Source organism: Candidatus Neomarinimicrobiota bacterium (genome assembly GCA_017656425.1).
Classification (GTDB): Bacteria; Fidelibacterota; UBA2242; order UBA2242; family B5-G15; genus JACDNV01.
In genome coordinates this window covers 138,798-156,348 of sequence record JACDNV010000006.1, presented here as the reverse complement: position 1 = coordinate 156,348, position 17,551 = coordinate 138,798, and the positions used below count along the sequence as shown (strand labels likewise).

The 17,551-nt window shown below is 35.5% G+C and carries 11 protein-coding genes; all 11 read left to right on the top strand.

Translation table 11 applies throughout. The annotated features are described in order from the left end of the window. Positions 1-7: 7 nt before the first annotated feature. Complete coding sequence (locus H0Z29_05930) at positions 8-2,917, top strand: T9SS type A sorting domain-containing protein (protein MBO8131042.1); 2,910 nt, start codon at positions 8-10, stop codon at positions 2,915-2,917. 8 nt (positions 2,918-2,925) lie between these two features. After that, complete coding sequence (locus tag H0Z29_05925; protein MBO8131041.1) at positions 2,926-5,763, top strand: T9SS type A sorting domain-containing protein; 2,838 nt, start codon at positions 2,926-2,928, stop codon at positions 5,761-5,763. A gap of 9 nt (positions 5,764-5,772) precedes the next feature. Continuing rightward, on the top strand, positions 5,773-7,383 hold the full coding sequence (locus tag H0Z29_05920) for a glycosyl hydrolase 43 family protein (GenBank protein ID MBO8131040.1): 1,611 nt from the start codon (positions 5,773-5,775) through the stop codon (positions 7,381-7,383). Further along, the gene (locus H0Z29_05915) at positions 7,380-8,861 is read left to right on the top strand and encodes a glycoside hydrolase family 88 protein (protein MBO8131039.1); all 1,482 of its coding nucleotides are present in this window, start codon (positions 7,380-7,382) and stop codon (positions 8,859-8,861) included. The genes H0Z29_05920 and H0Z29_05915 overlap by 4 nt, the downstream gene beginning before the upstream one ends. 32 nt (positions 8,862-8,893) lie before the next feature. Further along, on the top strand, positions 8,894-10,105 hold the full coding sequence (locus H0Z29_05910; protein ID MBO8131038.1) for a pectin esterase: 1,212 nt from the start codon (positions 8,894-8,896) through the stop codon (positions 10,103-10,105). A gap of 8 nt (positions 10,106-10,113) precedes the next feature. Beyond that, positions 10,114-11,763 (top strand): glycoside hydrolase family 28 protein, encoded by a 1,650-nt coding sequence (locus H0Z29_05905; GenBank protein ID MBO8131037.1) that lies wholly within the window; start codon positions 10,114-10,116, stop codon positions 11,761-11,763. A 1-nt stretch (position 11,764) separates the two neighbouring features. Next, positions 11,765-13,837, top strand: coding sequence for a glycoside hydrolase family 88 protein (locus tag H0Z29_05900; GenBank protein ID MBO8131036.1), 2,073 nt, complete (start codon positions 11,765-11,767; stop codon positions 13,835-13,837). A 95-nt stretch (positions 13,838-13,932) separates the two neighbouring features. After that, positions 13,933-14,694, top strand: coding sequence for a 5-deoxy-glucuronate isomerase (locus tag H0Z29_05895; GenBank protein MBO8131035.1), 762 nt, complete (start codon positions 13,933-13,935; stop codon positions 14,692-14,694). A 22-nt stretch (positions 14,695-14,716) separates the two neighbouring features. Further along, on the top strand, positions 14,717-15,703 hold the full coding sequence (locus tag H0Z29_05890) for a TRAP transporter substrate-binding protein (GenBank protein ID MBO8131034.1): 987 nt from the start codon (positions 14,717-14,719) through the stop codon (positions 15,701-15,703). Next, positions 15,703-16,227 carry a TRAP transporter small permease gene (locus H0Z29_05885; GenBank protein MBO8131033.1) on the top strand — a complete coding sequence of 175 codons (525 nt, stop codon included), beginning with the start codon at positions 15,703-15,705 and terminating at the stop codon, positions 16,225-16,227. Before H0Z29_05890 ends, H0Z29_05885 begins: the two co-directional genes overlap by 1 nt. Further along, on the top strand, positions 16,214-17,512 hold the full coding sequence (locus H0Z29_05880; GenBank protein MBO8131032.1) for a TRAP transporter large permease: 1,299 nt from the start codon (positions 16,214-16,216) through the stop codon (positions 17,510-17,512). The genes H0Z29_05885 and H0Z29_05880 overlap by 14 nt, the downstream gene beginning before the upstream one ends. Positions 17,513-17,551: the final 39 nt, after the last annotated feature.

The window sequence follows — 17,551 nt, the reverse complement described above, 5'->3', positions numbered from 1 at the left end:
TGGTAATGTGAAGAAAATAAGCTTAATAGTGGTAGTTTTATACTTGGTGACTTTGTTAGTTGCCGAAGAGATGATCCCTGCTTTCCCAGGAGCTGAAGGATGGGGAAAATATACCATTGGTGGGAGAGGTGGCAGGTTAATAGAGGTCACGAATCTAAACGATAGTGGAGAAGGTAGTCTTAGATGGGCTGTTGAATCAGAAGGACCAAGGATAGTTATATTTAGAGTTTCGGGGACGATAGAATTACGATCACCACTGAGAATAGAAAATCCCTACATAACGATTGCAGGTCAGACAGCTCCCGGTGATGGTATATGTGTTAAAAATTATCCGATAATGATTAATACAGATCAGGTAATAATAAGATATTTAAGAATCAGATTAGGAGATGCTTCAGGTGGAGAATACGATGCTATGGGTTCAAGGTACCATAAACATATAATTATTGATCACTGCTCGTTATCTTGGAGCGTTGATGAGACAATCTCACTATACCATTGTGATAGCCTGACTATCCAATGGTGTATAATAAGCGAGAGTTTATATAATTCAGTGCATAGCAAAGGACATCATGGATTCGGTGCTATATGGGGTGGACCAAATTCATCTTATCACCATAATCTATTTGCACATCATTCAAGTAGAACACCCCGATTTGCATCAGGTAGTGGTAATACAGATTTCCGAAACAATGTTATTTACAATTGGAGATATAATAATGTATATGGCGGTGAAGCTCATGATGATGACTGGCCTGAAAGTCCCTATACAACGGTAAACATCGTTGCGAATTATTACAAATATGGTCCTGCAACGTCAAAAGATGAAAGAAGGTATAGAATAGTAAATCCTTCCTCTAGAAGTGGACTCGAGGATTATGGAAAATGGTATGTAGCTGATAACTATGTCTGGGGATATCCGAATGTGACTGAAGATAACTGGAGATATGGTGTACAAGGTGTGAGCAAAGATGTTAAAGAATATATAAGGTCCGATACTCCTTTTGAATATATGCCCATTACTCAGCATACGGCTGAGGAGGCTTTTAACCTTGTGTTACAAAATGCTGGTGCAACTCTACCACGAAGGGACTCAATTGATATAAGAATAGTTGAAGAAGTCTATAGCGGAACCGCTACCTATGGTGCATCGTACGGAGCGGGGACAGGAATAATCGATTCTCCTGAAGATGTCGGAGGTTGGTCTATATTGAGAACGGGGCCTGCTGTCGTTGATACCGATCACGATGGAATGCCCGATGAATGGGAGATAGAAAACGGACTTGACCCTGAAAACCCTGATGATAGAAATATAAGACACGAAAGTGGATATACAATGGTTGAAATATATTTAAATAGTATCACAGAATATCCTGAATTTGTTGCAAATCCAACTGAGTTAGAGGCTAAGCTATATACATTAAATTCAGTTAAGCTAACATGGGATGATAACTCTACCAATGAAAAAGGTTTTGTAATTGAGAGAAAGGAGGAAGGCGGAGATTTTGTGGCGATAGATACTGTTGGAGCAGATACAACCTCGTTTTTAGATAGCAACCTTGATAATTTTAAAACTTTTCAATATAGAGTCTACGCATATAACAATACTGTAGAACTACCCAACTCAGGTTATTCAAATGTTGTTTCGATTATGACATTAAGTCCAGATTCACCCCCACTTAAGGCTGAAAATCCTTTTCCTGAGGATGGAGCTGTAAATGTAAAGCTTGATGTTATTTTAAGATGGACTGCTGGTGTTGGTGCTGATTCCCATATTGTATACTTTGGCACTGAAAAGGATAATATGACTTTTATTAAATCTACTTGTGATACATTTTTTGTTCCAGACAAGCTTGAACCAAACACTACATACTACTGGCGTATAGATGAAAAGAATTCAAACGGTATTACAAAGGGGGATGTATGGACTTTTACAACGAAGGAAATATTGCCTCCTCAGGTAGTGGCTTATTGGGATTTTGATGAAATAAGAAGTGATTCGGTTATTGATAAATCAGATCATAATAATGACGGTAGAATGTATAATATGGATGCTTCTTCAATAGTTACGGGATTAGGTGGAAGTAATGCATTAAAATTTGATGGAATAGATGATTATATCAATGTCGCTAACAGTGATGTGATAGATTTTGATAAAGGTTCTTTCTCCGTTTCTGTATGGTATTCACCAATTAATATAACAGAAAGCTCAATATATATATTACATAAGGGAACTTTTGAGCGAAATGATGTTGCCTGTACTTCAGGTAAATGGTATGGTATCGAATTAAAAAATTGGGAGCTAAGGTTTGCAATAGATGATGATGTAACTAAAACTACTGCTAAACTTACTGGTATTAATAATGTCATTAATGAGGGTAAATGGTATCATATAGTTGGTGTCAGGGATACAAGCGCAAATAAGGTTAAACTTTATCTTAATGGTAATCTTGTAGCTGAAGTTGATGATCAAACAGGTGACATTTCCCAGGGTGAAGACCTGTTTATAGGTAATTGTTCCAATATTGATGCACCATTATCAGGTATTCTCGATGAGTTGAAAATTTTCAATTACAGTCTAAGCGATGAAGAAATTTCAGATCTGTATTATCAGTTTGCAGGAAATCCAATATCAAAAGGCGAAATACCAACAATACCAAACAGATTATACCAGAATTATCCCAATCCCTTTAATCCGAGCACGACAATTAAATTTTCAATTAATGAAGCAAGTAATGTAAAAATTGTTATTTACGATCTGACAGGGAAGAAAGTTAAAACTATTGTTGATAACAAATATAATCCTGGAGTATACCAAGTTGTAGCTGACTTTTCAGATCTATCGTCAGGAGTTTATTTTTATCAAATTACCACAAATAATTTTACAAAAGTAAAAAAAATGATTCTGTTGAAGTAGGAGGTTTTATGGGAAAACTTACGGCAATCCTTATTATTTTAGTCAGCACGGTCATTTTAATGGGTCAAGTTCCAGCGTTTCCTGGCGCCCAAGGCTGGGGAATGTATACTACAGGTGGCCGTGGGGGCAGAGTAATTGAGGTAACGAATCTTAATGATTATGGCTCTGGTAGTCTTAGATATGCCGTGGAGAATTGCACTGGTCCGAGGATTGTAGTCTTTAGGGTATCAGGTAATATTGATTTAAAATCTCCACTCGACATTAAGAATGATAATGTAACAATAGCTGGTCAGACTGCGCCTGGTGATGGAATATGTATTAGATATTACCCTGCTCATATTGAGGCTAATAATGTAATAATTAGATATTTGAGGTTCAGGCTTGGTGACAAAAAGGGTATTGTAGATGACGCATTGAATGCAAGAGGCCAAAGAAATATTATTATTGATCATTGTTCTTTAAGTTGGAGTGTAGATGAAGTAGGTTCCTTTTATGATAATAAAAATTTTACACTGCAATGGTGTATAATTAGCGAGAGTCTATATCATTCAATACATCATAAAGGAAATCATGGATATGGTGGTATTTGGGGAGGAATGGGAGCAAGCTTCCATCATAATCTCATTGCTCATAATTCTAGCAGAAATCCAAGGTTTTGTGGATCAAGATACCATAATCATCCTGAATTAGAAAAAGTGGATTTTAGGAATAATGTTATATACAACTGGGGATTTAATAGTGCTTATGGTGGAGAAAAAGGGAATCATAATATTGTTGCAAACTATTATAAACATGGACCTGCTACCAATGGAGGAGAGGTTTTATACAGAATAGTAAATCCATCTGACATTTCCTGGTGGTATGTAGAAGATAACTATGTTTATGGTTTCCCGGATGTAACTGCTGATAACTGGTCTGGAGGAGTTCAGCCAGACGGTTCACTGGAGTTAGAGGATCTTAGACTTGATGAGCCTGTGGAATATATGCCCGTGCTAACCCATACACCAGAAGTAGCTTTTGAACTGGTATTAGCGGATGCTGGAGCAGTTCTGCCAAGGAGAGATTCTGTTGATATGAGAATTGTAGATGAAGTACGTAATGGGACAGCTACCTATGGAGGTGTTTATGGAGAAGGTAAGGGTATAATTGATTCTCAGGATGATGTTGGTGGCTGGCCGGAGCTTCGCTCAGAGGAACCACCCATAGATTCTGACCATGATGGCATGCCTGATGATTGGGAGATAGAGATGGATTTAGACCCCAATGATCCGTCTGATGGTCCTGAAGATATGGATGGTGACGGATATACCAATGTTGAGGAATATCTAAATGAGTTATGTATAAGAGACGATTTTATATTGGCACCAGGCAATCTGAGAACAATAACCTTATCGCCTTATGAGGTAAAACTTATCTGGGATGAGCTCTCTGAAAACGAAGAGGGATTTATAGTTGAAAGATCAGCGGGTGACACTTCTTCATTTATAGAAATAGGTCGAGTAGAAAAAGATAGTACAACTTTCATAGATACAGGATTGCAACCGGCAACAAGGTATTATTACAGAGTAAAAGCGTACAACTCCAAAATAAACTCATTACCTACAAATATTGCTGAGGGATGGACCCTTTTTGAAGATGGAAGACCAATACCGTCATCAAATCCTTTTCCTCCTGACAGTGCAGAGAATGTTGAAATATTGACAGAGTTAAAATGGAAACCAGGTGCAGGGGCTTTATCTCATAATTTGTATTTTGGTACATCACTGGATAACATGGTATATATAGCTAATCTGACTGAGAATAAATATTTCCCAGATGGTTTATATCCATCAACGCGATATTACTGGCGGGTAGATGAGGTTAACGAAGCGGGAACGACTGAGGGTAACATCTGGACTTTTAGTACAGAGGACATTGCATCAGAGATGGTGGCATATTGGAAGTTCAACCGGTCAAGTGGTACTATTTGCATTGATGAAACTGGTAATAGAAACTATGCATATCTAAAAGGAGATGTTAGCTGGCAGGAAGGGCTTGAGGGGAATGCTATTTATTTTGCTGGTTCCGGTGGTTATGTGTATGTGGAACATAGTAAAGAGATAGATTTCAGTATACTACCTTTTACTATAACCTTCTGGATGAAACCTGAAATTACGGAAAGTAAGCAAATTATTTTCTCAAAACGTGAACTGCTAAATGGAGAATTAACATTGGGTTACGATATTTCTCTTAGAAATGAAAATCAATTAAAATTTTCCATTTTTGGTTCAAAAGGTACAGTGAGCTTATCAGGGAATATACCTACAGATGGCACTAATTGGGTATTTGTTGTGGCTCAAAGAGAAGGAGAGGGCGGACAGGTAAAACTGTATATAAACGGAGAGCTGGTCGACAGCAAGCAGGATGCTGCTGGTAATATTTTTAATAAAAGCTACTTATATATTGGTAGAGATATTCTTGGTAATGACTATTATACTGGTTATTTAGATGAGGTGAAAATATTTAATAATATGGTTCTAACGGATGATGAGATTATGGAAATGTATAATGAACTTGAAATTGATGAGAATAGAGTGGCAGGCGATTATCAACTGAAGATATCCAATTATCCAAATCCCTTCAATTCGAAAACGTTGTTTGAAATAAATATTCCTGCCGAGAGTGAGTTGAAATTGATTGTGTTTGATTTGCAGGGAAAGGTTGTTAAAGAAGTATCATTTGGTAAAATCAAATCAGGAAGACATTATTATAGTTTCGATGGAAGTTCTTTACCAAGTGGAGTATATTTTTATAAAGTTTATGCAGGTGAGGAAGTAAAACACGGAAAAATGCTATTGTTAAAATAGGGCTGGTATATGAAAAGCTATATAAGGTTTACTTTAACATTTGTTTTAATTTTCTTTATCGAGGTCTTAATTGGTGGTGATTTACCCTGGGTTCCCGATATAGGTAATGGTTATTATAAAAACCCCATAATATATGCAGATTACTCGGACCCTGATGTCATAAAAGTCGGTGATGACTTTTTTATGACAGCATCGAGTTTCAATTGCGTTCCTGCTCTCCCTATTCTACATTCAAAAGACCTTGTGAATTGGGAGATTATTAATTATGCCATAAAGAGATTACCCGATAAAGCTTTTGACCTTCCTCAGCATGGTTGTGGCGTCTGGGCACCTTCAATTAGATATCACGATGGTTATTTCTACATTTTTTATGGTGATCCTGACAGGGGAATTTATATGGTAAGAACTAATGATATATATGGGGAATGGGAACCACCTGTTTTAATAAAGGAAGCTAAAGGTTGGATTGATCCATGTCCTCTCTGGGATGATGATGGGAATGCGTATATAGTTCATGCCTTTGCAAGATCGAGGGCGGGTATAAAAAGTATTCTTCATGTTTGCAAAATGAGTCCTGATGGTAAAAAGATACTGGACGATGGAGTGCTCATTTTTGATGGTAGAAAAACACAACCGACAATAGAAGGTCCAAAATTTTACAAGATGAGAGGCTACTATTATATATTTGCCCCTGCTGGAGGAGTTAAAAATGGGTGGCAGACTGTGTTAAGATCGAAGAATGTGTATGGACCTTATGAAGAAAAAATTGTCATGCATCAAGGTAATACTGATATAAATGGTCCTCATCAAGGAGGATATATCGAACTAGATAATGGCGAGGGATGGTTTGTACATTTTCAGGATAGGGATGTATATGGAAGGATTGTTCATCTGCAACCAGTAAAATGGATTAATGATTGGCCGTTGATTGGTGTGGATATAGATGGAGATGGAATTGGTGAGCCTGTATACAAGTATAGAAAACCAGAAGTTGGAAGAACTTATCCCATTAAAGTCCCACAAACAGTGGATGAGTTTAATTCAGATAAGTTAGGTTTACAATGGCAATGGCATGCGAATTATTATGATGATTGGTATTCATTAGTTGAAAAAGAAGGATTTTTAAGACTTTATTGTCAAAAGAAACCTGAAGTAAGTAAAAATAATCTCTGGATGGTGCCAAATCTTTTGTTACAAAAATTACCTGCTCCCGAATTCTCAGCTTATTCTTTGATAAAGCTTAATCTGAGCAATGTAAGTGATAGAGCAGGTTTGATAGTTTTTGGATGTGATTACTCGTTTATTGGAGTGGAGAAAAGAAACGATGGAATTTATCTAGTTAAGGTCGTTTGTATAAACGCCAATGAACAGGGTAGTGAGATTGTTGAATATCAGAGGAAAATAAATAAAGAGAAGATATATTTCAAAGTAAGAGTTAAAAATGGGGCTGTGTGTGAGTTTTATTATAGTTTTAACGGAAAAAAATACAAGAAAGTAGGTGAGGATTTTATTGCAAAGCCCGGTCATTGGATAGGAGCAAAAATTGGTCTTTTTGCAGTAACAGATTCTATTGAGACGGGATATGTGGATATTGACTATTTTAGAATATTGAAAAAATGATATTTCCTAGGAAGCTAAATCAATTGAAGAAATTAGAAATATTAATTTTTTTAATAATAACGCACTCGTTTATACATAGCCAGGATTATCTCGATTGGGCGGAGAAAGTTGCTGAATCTGTAATGATGCGAAATCCGGATGTTTACAATAACGGTAACTGGGACTATGTTACTGGTACAGTTTTAAGGGGTTTTCAGGAGTTATGGTATGAAACAGGTAAAGAAAAATACTTTAATTATATAAAAAGTACTGTTGATTTTTCTGTAAGAAATGATGGTTCAATTAAGGGATACAATATTACAGAATATAATCTCGATGAGATAAATGAAGGAAGAATTGTGTTGTTTCTTTATGAAGAAACAGGTGATTCCAGATACAAGAAAGCTGCAGATTTGTTACGAAAGCAATTAAAGGACCAGCCAAGAACTAGTGATGGCGGATTTTGGCATAAAGAAAGATATCCTTATCAAATGTGGCTTGATGGACTTTATATGGCTTCACCGTTTTACGCATATTACGGGAAATTATTTAACGAACCAGAAAATTTTGATGATGTTGTGCTTCAACTCTCTTTGATGGAAAAACATGCAAGGGATACGGAGACGGGTTTGTTATATCACGGTTGGAATGAGACGAAGGAGCAGGACTGGGCAAATGACGTTACTGGTTGTTCTTCTGAGTTCTGGGGAAGAGCAATTGGCTGGTATTCGATGGCACTTGTGGATGTACTGGATTATCTGCCGGTTGATTATACATTGCGGGATAGCGTCATCCATATATTTCAAAGATTAAGTATTGCTTTGAAAAATTTTCAGGATGATTCAATAGGTGTCTGGTGGCAGGTTGTTGATAAAGCAGGATGGGAAGGGAATTATCCCGAGGCTTCTGCATCCTGCATGTTTGTGTATTCCCTGGCAAAGGGTATAAGATTGGGATATATTGATAAGAAAAAATTCCTTCCTGTTGTTAAAAAAGGATTTGAAGGTATTTTAAAGGAATTTGTCGTTGAGAATCAGGATGGATCAATCACTTTGACAAAAATCTGTAAAACTGCAGGTCTTGGTGGCTATGGCAGAGATGGGAGTTATGAGTATTATGTATCCAAGACGGATATTGTAGATAATGATGGGAAAGGAATTGGTCCGTTTATAACTGGCTGCATAGAGCTTGCAAGACTTTTTAGTTTCGAACCAGTTGATAAAAATGGTAATATCCCCTATGAATTTGAATTAAACGTTTATCCAAATCCTTTTAATAATGTTTTAGAAATTTCATTTTCAATCCCCGAAGATGGGTATGTTAGTCTTGATCTGTATGATATCCTGGGCAGAAAAGTTCAAAATCTTTTTTCAGGTAAAAAAAGAATGGGAGAATATGAATTTAATTTCATAGACCAGGGACTTAGTACAGGAGTATATTTTTGTTTGTTGAAATCTGGAAATAGTAGAATTGTAAAAAAGATAACATTATTAAAATGAGTTTAGCGAAACACATAATCTTAGTTCTGATTTTGTTAGTAAAAATATTCCCATTGGAAAATTTTATAGTAGTTGATAAAAGTGGAAACGGAAATTTTAGAAGCTTGTCTGAAGCGATACAATCTCTACCTATGTATGTTTACGAAAGGGTTACTATAAAATTAAAAAAGGGATATTACAATGAAAGAGTAAGAATTGATAGAAACTATATAACAATAGAAGGTCAGGATAGAGATAGCTGTATTATAAGTTTTGATATTCCCCGGGATAGGTGGGAGAACAACAGAGATTGGATTGGACCTGGAGTCATTAATATTTATGCCGATGATATAATTTTAAAAAATTTGACAATTGAAAATACTCAACCGAGAAAAGATATACATGCCTTTGCTATTTATGGTTTTGGTAAAAGAATAATTGTTGATAATTGTAATATCTTGAGCAATGGTGGGGACACGTTCGCTCTATGGGATTATAAAAATGGGATGTATTATATCAGAAACTGTTACATAAGAGGAGCAGTTGATTTTTTTTGTCCAAGGGGTTGGTGTTATGTAAAAAATACAAATTTCTATCAAGTTAGAAAAACAGCTACTCTCTGGCATTGTGGATTTTATGATAGTACTCAGAAGCTTGTGGTAAAGAATTGCTATTTCGATGGTGTATCAGGATTTAAACTCGGCAGATATCATTATGATGCGAAGTTTTATTTAATCAACTGTAAATTCTCAAAAAATCTTGCAGATAAACCAATATACTATGTAAAAAATAAAAATCCTGAGAGAAATAATCCGATATATTCATCAAAACAGGTATTTTATTATAATTGTAAGAACGAAGGGAAAGATTACAGTTGGTATCGGAACAATGTTGATAAAATCGGGGCGGGAAATCCTGAAGTTATTGACGCGAGATGGGTTTTTGATGATAGGTGGAATCCAGAGGATACATTAAATATTTCAGTAGTGGGATATAATATTCTAAATGAAAGGGAAATAGTCCTCTATTTTAGTGATATTGTGACTCCTCTTGGTAACGTGAAGTTTAAAAATACAAAAGGTACAGTCTTTCAGTTGAAAAATATGCGATTGAATGATATAAATAAACTTAGTTTCATGGTAAATAATAAAATAGAGGAAAGTCAGTTAATGGGAAATATGAAAATTATAGAAGGAAAAATTATAGCTACGGAAGCATATTTGAAAGAGAGAAAGCTTCCAGACAAATTTAAAATAATAAGGTGATTGCAATTATGAGGGCTAAGATATCTTTTATTATATTGTTTTTATGTTTCAAAGTACTGTTCCCACTTGATTTGTGTGGAGTAAAAACTGAGATTAATGACTACATGGACAAGTCGCCAATAAAATTTAAAATAGAAATGCCTGAATTTCATGATAAAGAATATGATATCAGAGATTTTGGGGCAAGCCAATCTTTGGACATGTTGAATACAGATGCAATTCAGAAGGCTATAGATGAATGTTCAAATAATGGTGGTGGTAGAGTTATAATACCACCTGGCTATTGGTTGACAGGTCCAATTGAAATAAAGAGCGATGTAAATCTTCACCTTGAACGAGGTGCTATACTTGCTTTTACAGAGGATCATACAGAGTATTCATTAATTAAATTGCCTGAAAGCCATGTATATGCCAATGCAAGTCCTATATATGCAATTAATGCTGAGAATATTGCTATTACTGGAGAGGGTATAATTGATGGAAATGGTGATTCATGGAGACCGGTTAAAAGATATAAACTTACCAGTTCTCAATGGAATAAGCTTGTGTCTCGGGGTGGAGTGGTAGATAGAACAGGTGACATATGGTGGCCAAACAAAGATGCACTTGAGAGCATGAGGTATTTTGCCTCGGTAGGTGAAAAAGATTTGAAAAAAGAAGATTACCTAAAAATGAAAGAGTTCTTACGGCCGTATATGGTTTATATTGTAAACTGTGACCGGGTTATGATAGATGGTGTAATATTGCAGAATTCACCTTCTTTTGCATTACATGTGATGAGAAGTAAAAATATTATAGTGAGAAATGTTAAAGTTACAAATGAATGGTGGTTTCAGAATGCCGATGGTCTCGATTTTTCATCTTGCAGGAATGTTATAGTTTACAAGAATTTTGTTAATACAGGTGACGACGCTATATGTTTGAAGTCAGGAAAAACGAAACATTTCCCTAAGAATGCTCTCCCAACTAAAAACGTGCTGGTGGTTGATAATGTAATTTACCATGGACATGGTGGCTTTGTTATAGGGAGTAATACAAGTGGTGGGATTAGAAATGTCTATGTTGCAAATAATTTGATGACCTGGACAGATACTGGTTTGAGGTTTAAAAGTGGTAGAGATAGAGGTGGTAAAGTTGAAAATATTATAATAGAAAATATTAGGATGAGAGAGATTCAGAGAGAGGCAGTAATTTTTAATATGTACTATGAGGATGATACTTCAACAGGTTTGCGGGAAAAAATTAAAAAAAGATTATATCCAGAATTCAAGAATATTATTTTTAAAGATATAATATGCGATGGCGCTGAACGGGCGGTTTATATAAAAGATCAAGAAGAAAATTTTATTCATAATATACAGTTTAATAATCTTGAAATTAAGGCAAGGGAAGGGTTAATTGCCCATAATACAAAGGATATTAAATTTCAATCATGTCGTTTTTATATAGAGGAGTCACCACTTTTTTATCTAAGAAATTGTAAAAATATAGAAATTGACAGTATATCTTCAGGGAATAGTCTCGATACATTTTTGTATTTAGAAGGTGAATTAACCAAATCCATTGAAGTTGGGGAATTTGAACATAATATATTTAAAAATAAATACCGGGTTGGAGATGGTGCAAAATTGAGTGAAATAATTAAAATGGAGGAGTAAGATGGTAAAAAGATTAACCTCGCTAGTCATATTTTTATGTGTAATCGTAAACCATAACTTTATACTTTCCGAGACAAAGCCATGGTCAATACGGATGGCTGAATCTACGATGAAAAATTATTGGGTAGGAGGTAGCCGCGGATGGAATTATGAAATTGGTACGGTGTTGAATGCCTATAAAGAGTTATACAAGCGGACTGAGGATAAAAGGTTTTTACAATTCATAATAGATACTGTTGATGTATGCGTTTTGTCCAATGGTCTTGTAAAATATTATGATCCCCTGGAATATAATATCGATCAGATAAAAGAAGGTGGAATGTTACTTTTTCTATATAAGATGACAGGAAAGGAGAAATTCAAAAAAGCCGCACAGCTTTTGAGATTTCAATTGGCTACTCATCCGAGAACAGCCAGTGGTGGATTCTGGCATAAAAAGATTTATCCATATCAAATGTGGCTTGATGGATTGTATATGGGAGAACCTTATTACATAGAGTATATAATGACATTTAATGAACCAGAAAGTGCTGATGATGTGGTAAAACAGTTTGTTATAATGGAGCAGCAGGCAAGAGATCCGGAAACAGGATTGTTATATCATGGATGGGATGAGTCGAGAGAGCAGAGCTGGGCTGATCCGTATTCGGGGGTTTCACCTGAATTCTGGGGAAGAGCTATGGGATGGTATGCAATGGCTCTTGTTGATGTGCTGGATTGGTTGCCGGAAAATCATCCAGGTTATAATAGAGTTGTAGCAATTCTTAATAGACTTGCTGAGGCCATAACAAAAGTACAGGATCCAAAAACTGGACTGTGGTGGCAGGTTTTAGATAAAGGTGGCTGGAAGGATAATTATCTTGAGTCATCAGCTTCATCAATGTTTGTTTATTCTATGCTAAAAGGGGTTAGAAAAGGATGGCTTGATAAAAAGTATTTAAAAGTTGCTTTAAGGGGTTATGAAGGGATAATAAATGAATTCATCACCGAAAATCCAGATGGTACCATTACTATTGAGAAGACATGTGCTGGAGCAGGCCTTGGGTATGGGCGCGATGGGACATATAATTATTATATATATCAAACAAAAGTAAGAAGAAACGATGGTAAAGCAATTGGTCCTTTTATACTTGCCTCGATTGAAAGGGAAATATTGGGTAAAGCACCATATAGAGTAAGAGCGGAGTATGATTCTACGGTTAGTGCTGTGAAAATTTCATGGAAGGAAGATATTAAAAGAGAATTAGGTTTTGTAGTTGAAAGGGGTGAAAGATATAAAGATTTTAAAAAGATAGGAGATGTTGGTAAAAATGTAACGTATATTTTTGATAAAGATGTTCAGGAAGGTAGCACATATACATACCGAGTTAAAGCTATTTACAGAGACGGTACTTATTCTTATAATTCTGATTGGGTAGAAATTTATATTCCAGATAGATTAAAAGATTTTAAAAGATTTAAATCTAAAGATGGGTTATGGATTTTTGATTACGACAGTGGAGTAGTAATTGAAGACAAAGGTTATTATAAGAATAACGCTGTTGCCTTTAATATAAAAGATGATTCCTGGGTCAGTGATACGAAAGGTAAATATCTATATTTTGATGGTAAAGATGACTATGTTATCATTCCAGGCTATCGAAAATATAATTTTGAAGATTCAAGTTTTAAGATAGAAGTCCTTGTTAAGCCTGAAGGTGATGGAGTAGTTTTTGAACGGTCAAAAAAATGTGTAACTGGCTATTCTTCATCTTTAAGATTATACATTAAAGATAGTAAATTATGGTTGAAAATTAGAGGAGAAAGGGATCTGATAAATAATGAGATTTTTAAAGTAAAAAATGGTGAATGGGTAAAGATAACGGTAATAAGAAATAAAGACACGAGAAAGCTTATAGTACTTGTAAATGACAAATTGGTATTAGAAATCATAGATAATATAGGAAAAATCCCGATGGTTGGGAATTTTGTATTGGGTAATAGTGCTGATAGTAGGTTTCCTTTCAAGGGTGGTATTAAGCTATTTCAAATATCAAACGAACTATCCCATAACTGTCAACATCGGATAGATTAGAAGTCGTAGATAGAGAGGTTGTATAATCAGTATGTTTAATATTTTGAAAAATATGCGGATTTGAGTAATTTTCAGGCTTTAAAAAGGAGGAGATAATGGGGAAAAAAATATTATTTAAAAACACAGCAGAGAAAAAAGGAAGAAATGTGTTCCAGACACCTGAGAATTCCTATTTGAAATATTTAAGCTGCGCTAGAATTATCCTGGACAATGAAGTGCCGAAAGTTGAAGTAGAAACTAAGAAAAATGAGTTTGGTCTGATTGTCATTAATGGAGAAGGTGTTGCAAATATTGAAGGAAAGACCTTTAATTTAAAGAAATTTGATGCATTATATCTTCCACCAGGAACAAAATATGTGCTAGAAACAGAAACTAACCTTGATGTTGCGGAATGTCAATCACCTGCAGAAAAAGGTGACAGTGTAAAGTTTATTCCTTTTGATGAGATAAAAAATGATCCAAATTTTGCTGTTGATGCTGGAGATGCTACTTATAAGAGAAAAGTGTACAAAATGATAGATGTAAATGTTAATGCAGAGAGATTACTCGCTGGTGTTACAATAGGTGAGCCCGGCAACTGGACGAGCTGGACTCCCCATGAACACACTGAGTCTAAAGAGGAAGTATATCTATATATTGATATGCCAGCTCCTGCTTATGGTGTGCAGTTGGTTTATGATGATGAGGTTGATTTAGCATATAGAGTCCAGCAAGATGATGCTGTAGCAATACATAGAGGATTTCATCCAAATGTTGGTATTCCAGGATGTGGAATTAAATTTGTGTGGCTTATGGCCGCAAAAAGAGCCATAGACGATAGAGATTGGAGGTATATGAAATTTCAAGAAGGTTTGTAATAGAAATTAATGAAGGAGAGTGATGAAGCAAGTAAAAATAAATATTACTATTCTTATTATTGTTATAATTATCTTTTCTGGATGTGGAGTGAAAAAGGAAGGTATAGTTCTACGACTTGCTCACAGCCTTGATCCTTCACATCCTGTACATAAGGGAATGGTTTACATGGCAAAGAGGCTCGAAGAACTATCCAATGGGAATGTTAGAATGGTAATATATCCTAGTGAACAGCTTGGTTCGGAAAGGGAGTGTGTAGAACTATTACAGATCGGTAGCCTTGCTATGACGAAAATATCAGCCAGTGTACTGGAAGGCTTTGTGCCAGAGTTTCGTGTTTTTGGTGTCCCTTATGTTTTCCGAAATAGGGAACACTTTTTTAAAGTTGTGCAGGGTGAGATAGGTAAGGAGCTGTTACGTGCGTGTTCTAAATATAGACTGATGGGCCTAACGTATTATGATGCTGGTAGTAGAAGTTTTTACACAAAAGAGAAGCCGATACTTAGTCCCGATGATCTCAAAGGTTTAAAGGTTAGGACTATGGAAAGCGCCACTGCCATTAAGATGGTAAAAGCTCTTGGTGGTTCTCCAACTCCAATTGCATGGGGCGAGTTATATACTGCATTACAGCAGGGTGTCGTTGATGGCGCGGAGAATAATCCACCAAGTTTTTATTTTTCAAGACATTATGAGGTCTGTAAATATTATTCATTGGATGAGCATACGTCGACCCCTGATGTTTTGCTGATAAGTCTTGTAGTGTGGGAAAGTTTACCAGATAGTGTTAAGGAAATCATTCAGCAGGCTGCTGATGAATCATTCGAGTATCAAAAAAAGCTGTGGGCTGAAACGACAAAAAAATGCATTGAGGAAGTTCAGAAGGCTGGAGTTAAAGTTTATCATCCTGATAAAGAACCTTTTATGAAAAAGGTGGAACCTATATATGAAGAATATAAAAAGTCTGATCCATTAATATATGATTTAATTTTAAGAATCAGGGCGGTAAAATGATGTTAGAAAAAGTGAGAAAATATATTGATAAAGTCTTAGAATGGATAGTGATAGTTATTATGGCAGTAATGGTTTTGAATGTAACCTGGCAGGTTGTAACGAGGTTTGTTTTAAAAAATCCCAGCTCTTTTACTGAAGAACTTGCACGATATTTACTAATATGGCTTGGATTATTTGGTGCAAGCTACGGTGTCGGGAAAAAGATTCATCTGGCAATTGATGTGTTCTCTTCAAGGTTTAAAGGGAAATCTAAATGTTACTTAGAGATCTTTCTGGCTTTATGTACTTTCTTTTTTGCCCTTTTTGTAATGGTAATTGGTGGTATTTATCTTGTTAGTTTAAGTTTTGAATTAAAACAGATTTCCGCTGCTCTTCGGATAAAAATGGGATATGTATATTTAGCTATTCCTATAAGTGGTGCAATGATAATGTTTTATAGTCTTGTATTTTTTGTTGAAAATTTTAGTGAATTAAGATTAATGGGGAAAAATACAGCTAAGGGGAATCATAATGGAATGGATTGATATATTAGTACTAGTATCCAGCTTTGTAACCTTATTATTACTAGGGTTACCTATTTCTTTTTGCATTGGTATATCGACCATTTTGACAATGTTATTAAGTATTTCACCAGCTCCAGCTCTGACGACGGTGGCTCAAAGGATGGCAACAGGTGTTGATAGCTTTGCTTTACTTGCTATTCCTTTTTTTATCCTATCCGGGCAGTTGATGAGTCGTGGTGGTATAGCAAGGAGACTGATTGATTTTGCAAAGGTTATTGTAGGAGTATTTCCTGGTGGACTTGCTTATGTTAATATAGTTGCGGCTATGATTTTTGGTGCTATTTCTGGTTCAGCGGCTGCGGCGGCTGCAGGGATTGGTGGTTTTATGATTCCGGTAATGAAGAAAGAGGGTTATGATGGAGATTTTTCTGCTGCTGTTAATATTACCTCATCTACAACAGGTCTCTTAATACCACCAAGCAATATATTGATAGTTTATTCCCTTGCTAGTGGAGGTGCATCTATCGCCGCATTATTCCTCGCTGGATATATTCCAGGAATAATAGTTGGTTTGTCCTTAATGGTTGTTGCAGGAGTTTATGCGGCAATTAGGAAGTACCCAAGAGCACAATTGGTATCATTGAAGGAGGCAATTGTAAAATTCCTGGATGCTATACCAAGTTTACTTCTGATAGTCATAGTTATAGGTGGAATAATTGCAGGTTATTTTACTGCCACTGAAGCTTCGGCTATTGCGGTGATTTATTCATTTATCCTTTCAGTTTTGGTATACAGAGAAGTCAAATTCAGAGAACTGCCACAAATTTTGTTGGAATCATCTAAAACAACAGCTATTGTTATGTTACTTATTGCCACATCTATGAGTATGTCATGGATTATGTCTTACGAAAATATACCTCAAACAATTACAGCTGCGTTAATAGGTCTTACAGATAGTAAATTCATAATACTTCTAATAATAAATGTAATATTGTTATTTGTAGGTACCTTTATGGATATGACACCTGCAGTATTAATATTTACACCTATATTTTTACCTGTTGTGATGGAGCTGGGACTTCATCCTGTTCACTTTGGTATTATTATGGTTTTAAATCTGTGTATAGGATTGTGTACACCACCTGTTGGTAGTATCTTATTTATTGGATGTAGTGTTGCGAATACAAGTGTGGTAAAGGTAATTAAACCTTTATTGCCGATGTTTTTAGCTATGATAGTTGCCCTTATGCTTGTTACATATATTCCTGAATTAAGTTTGTTTTTACCGAGGCTGTTTGGCTTTTAAATAAGTATGGATGATATTTGATTATAAGGGAAGGAAAGC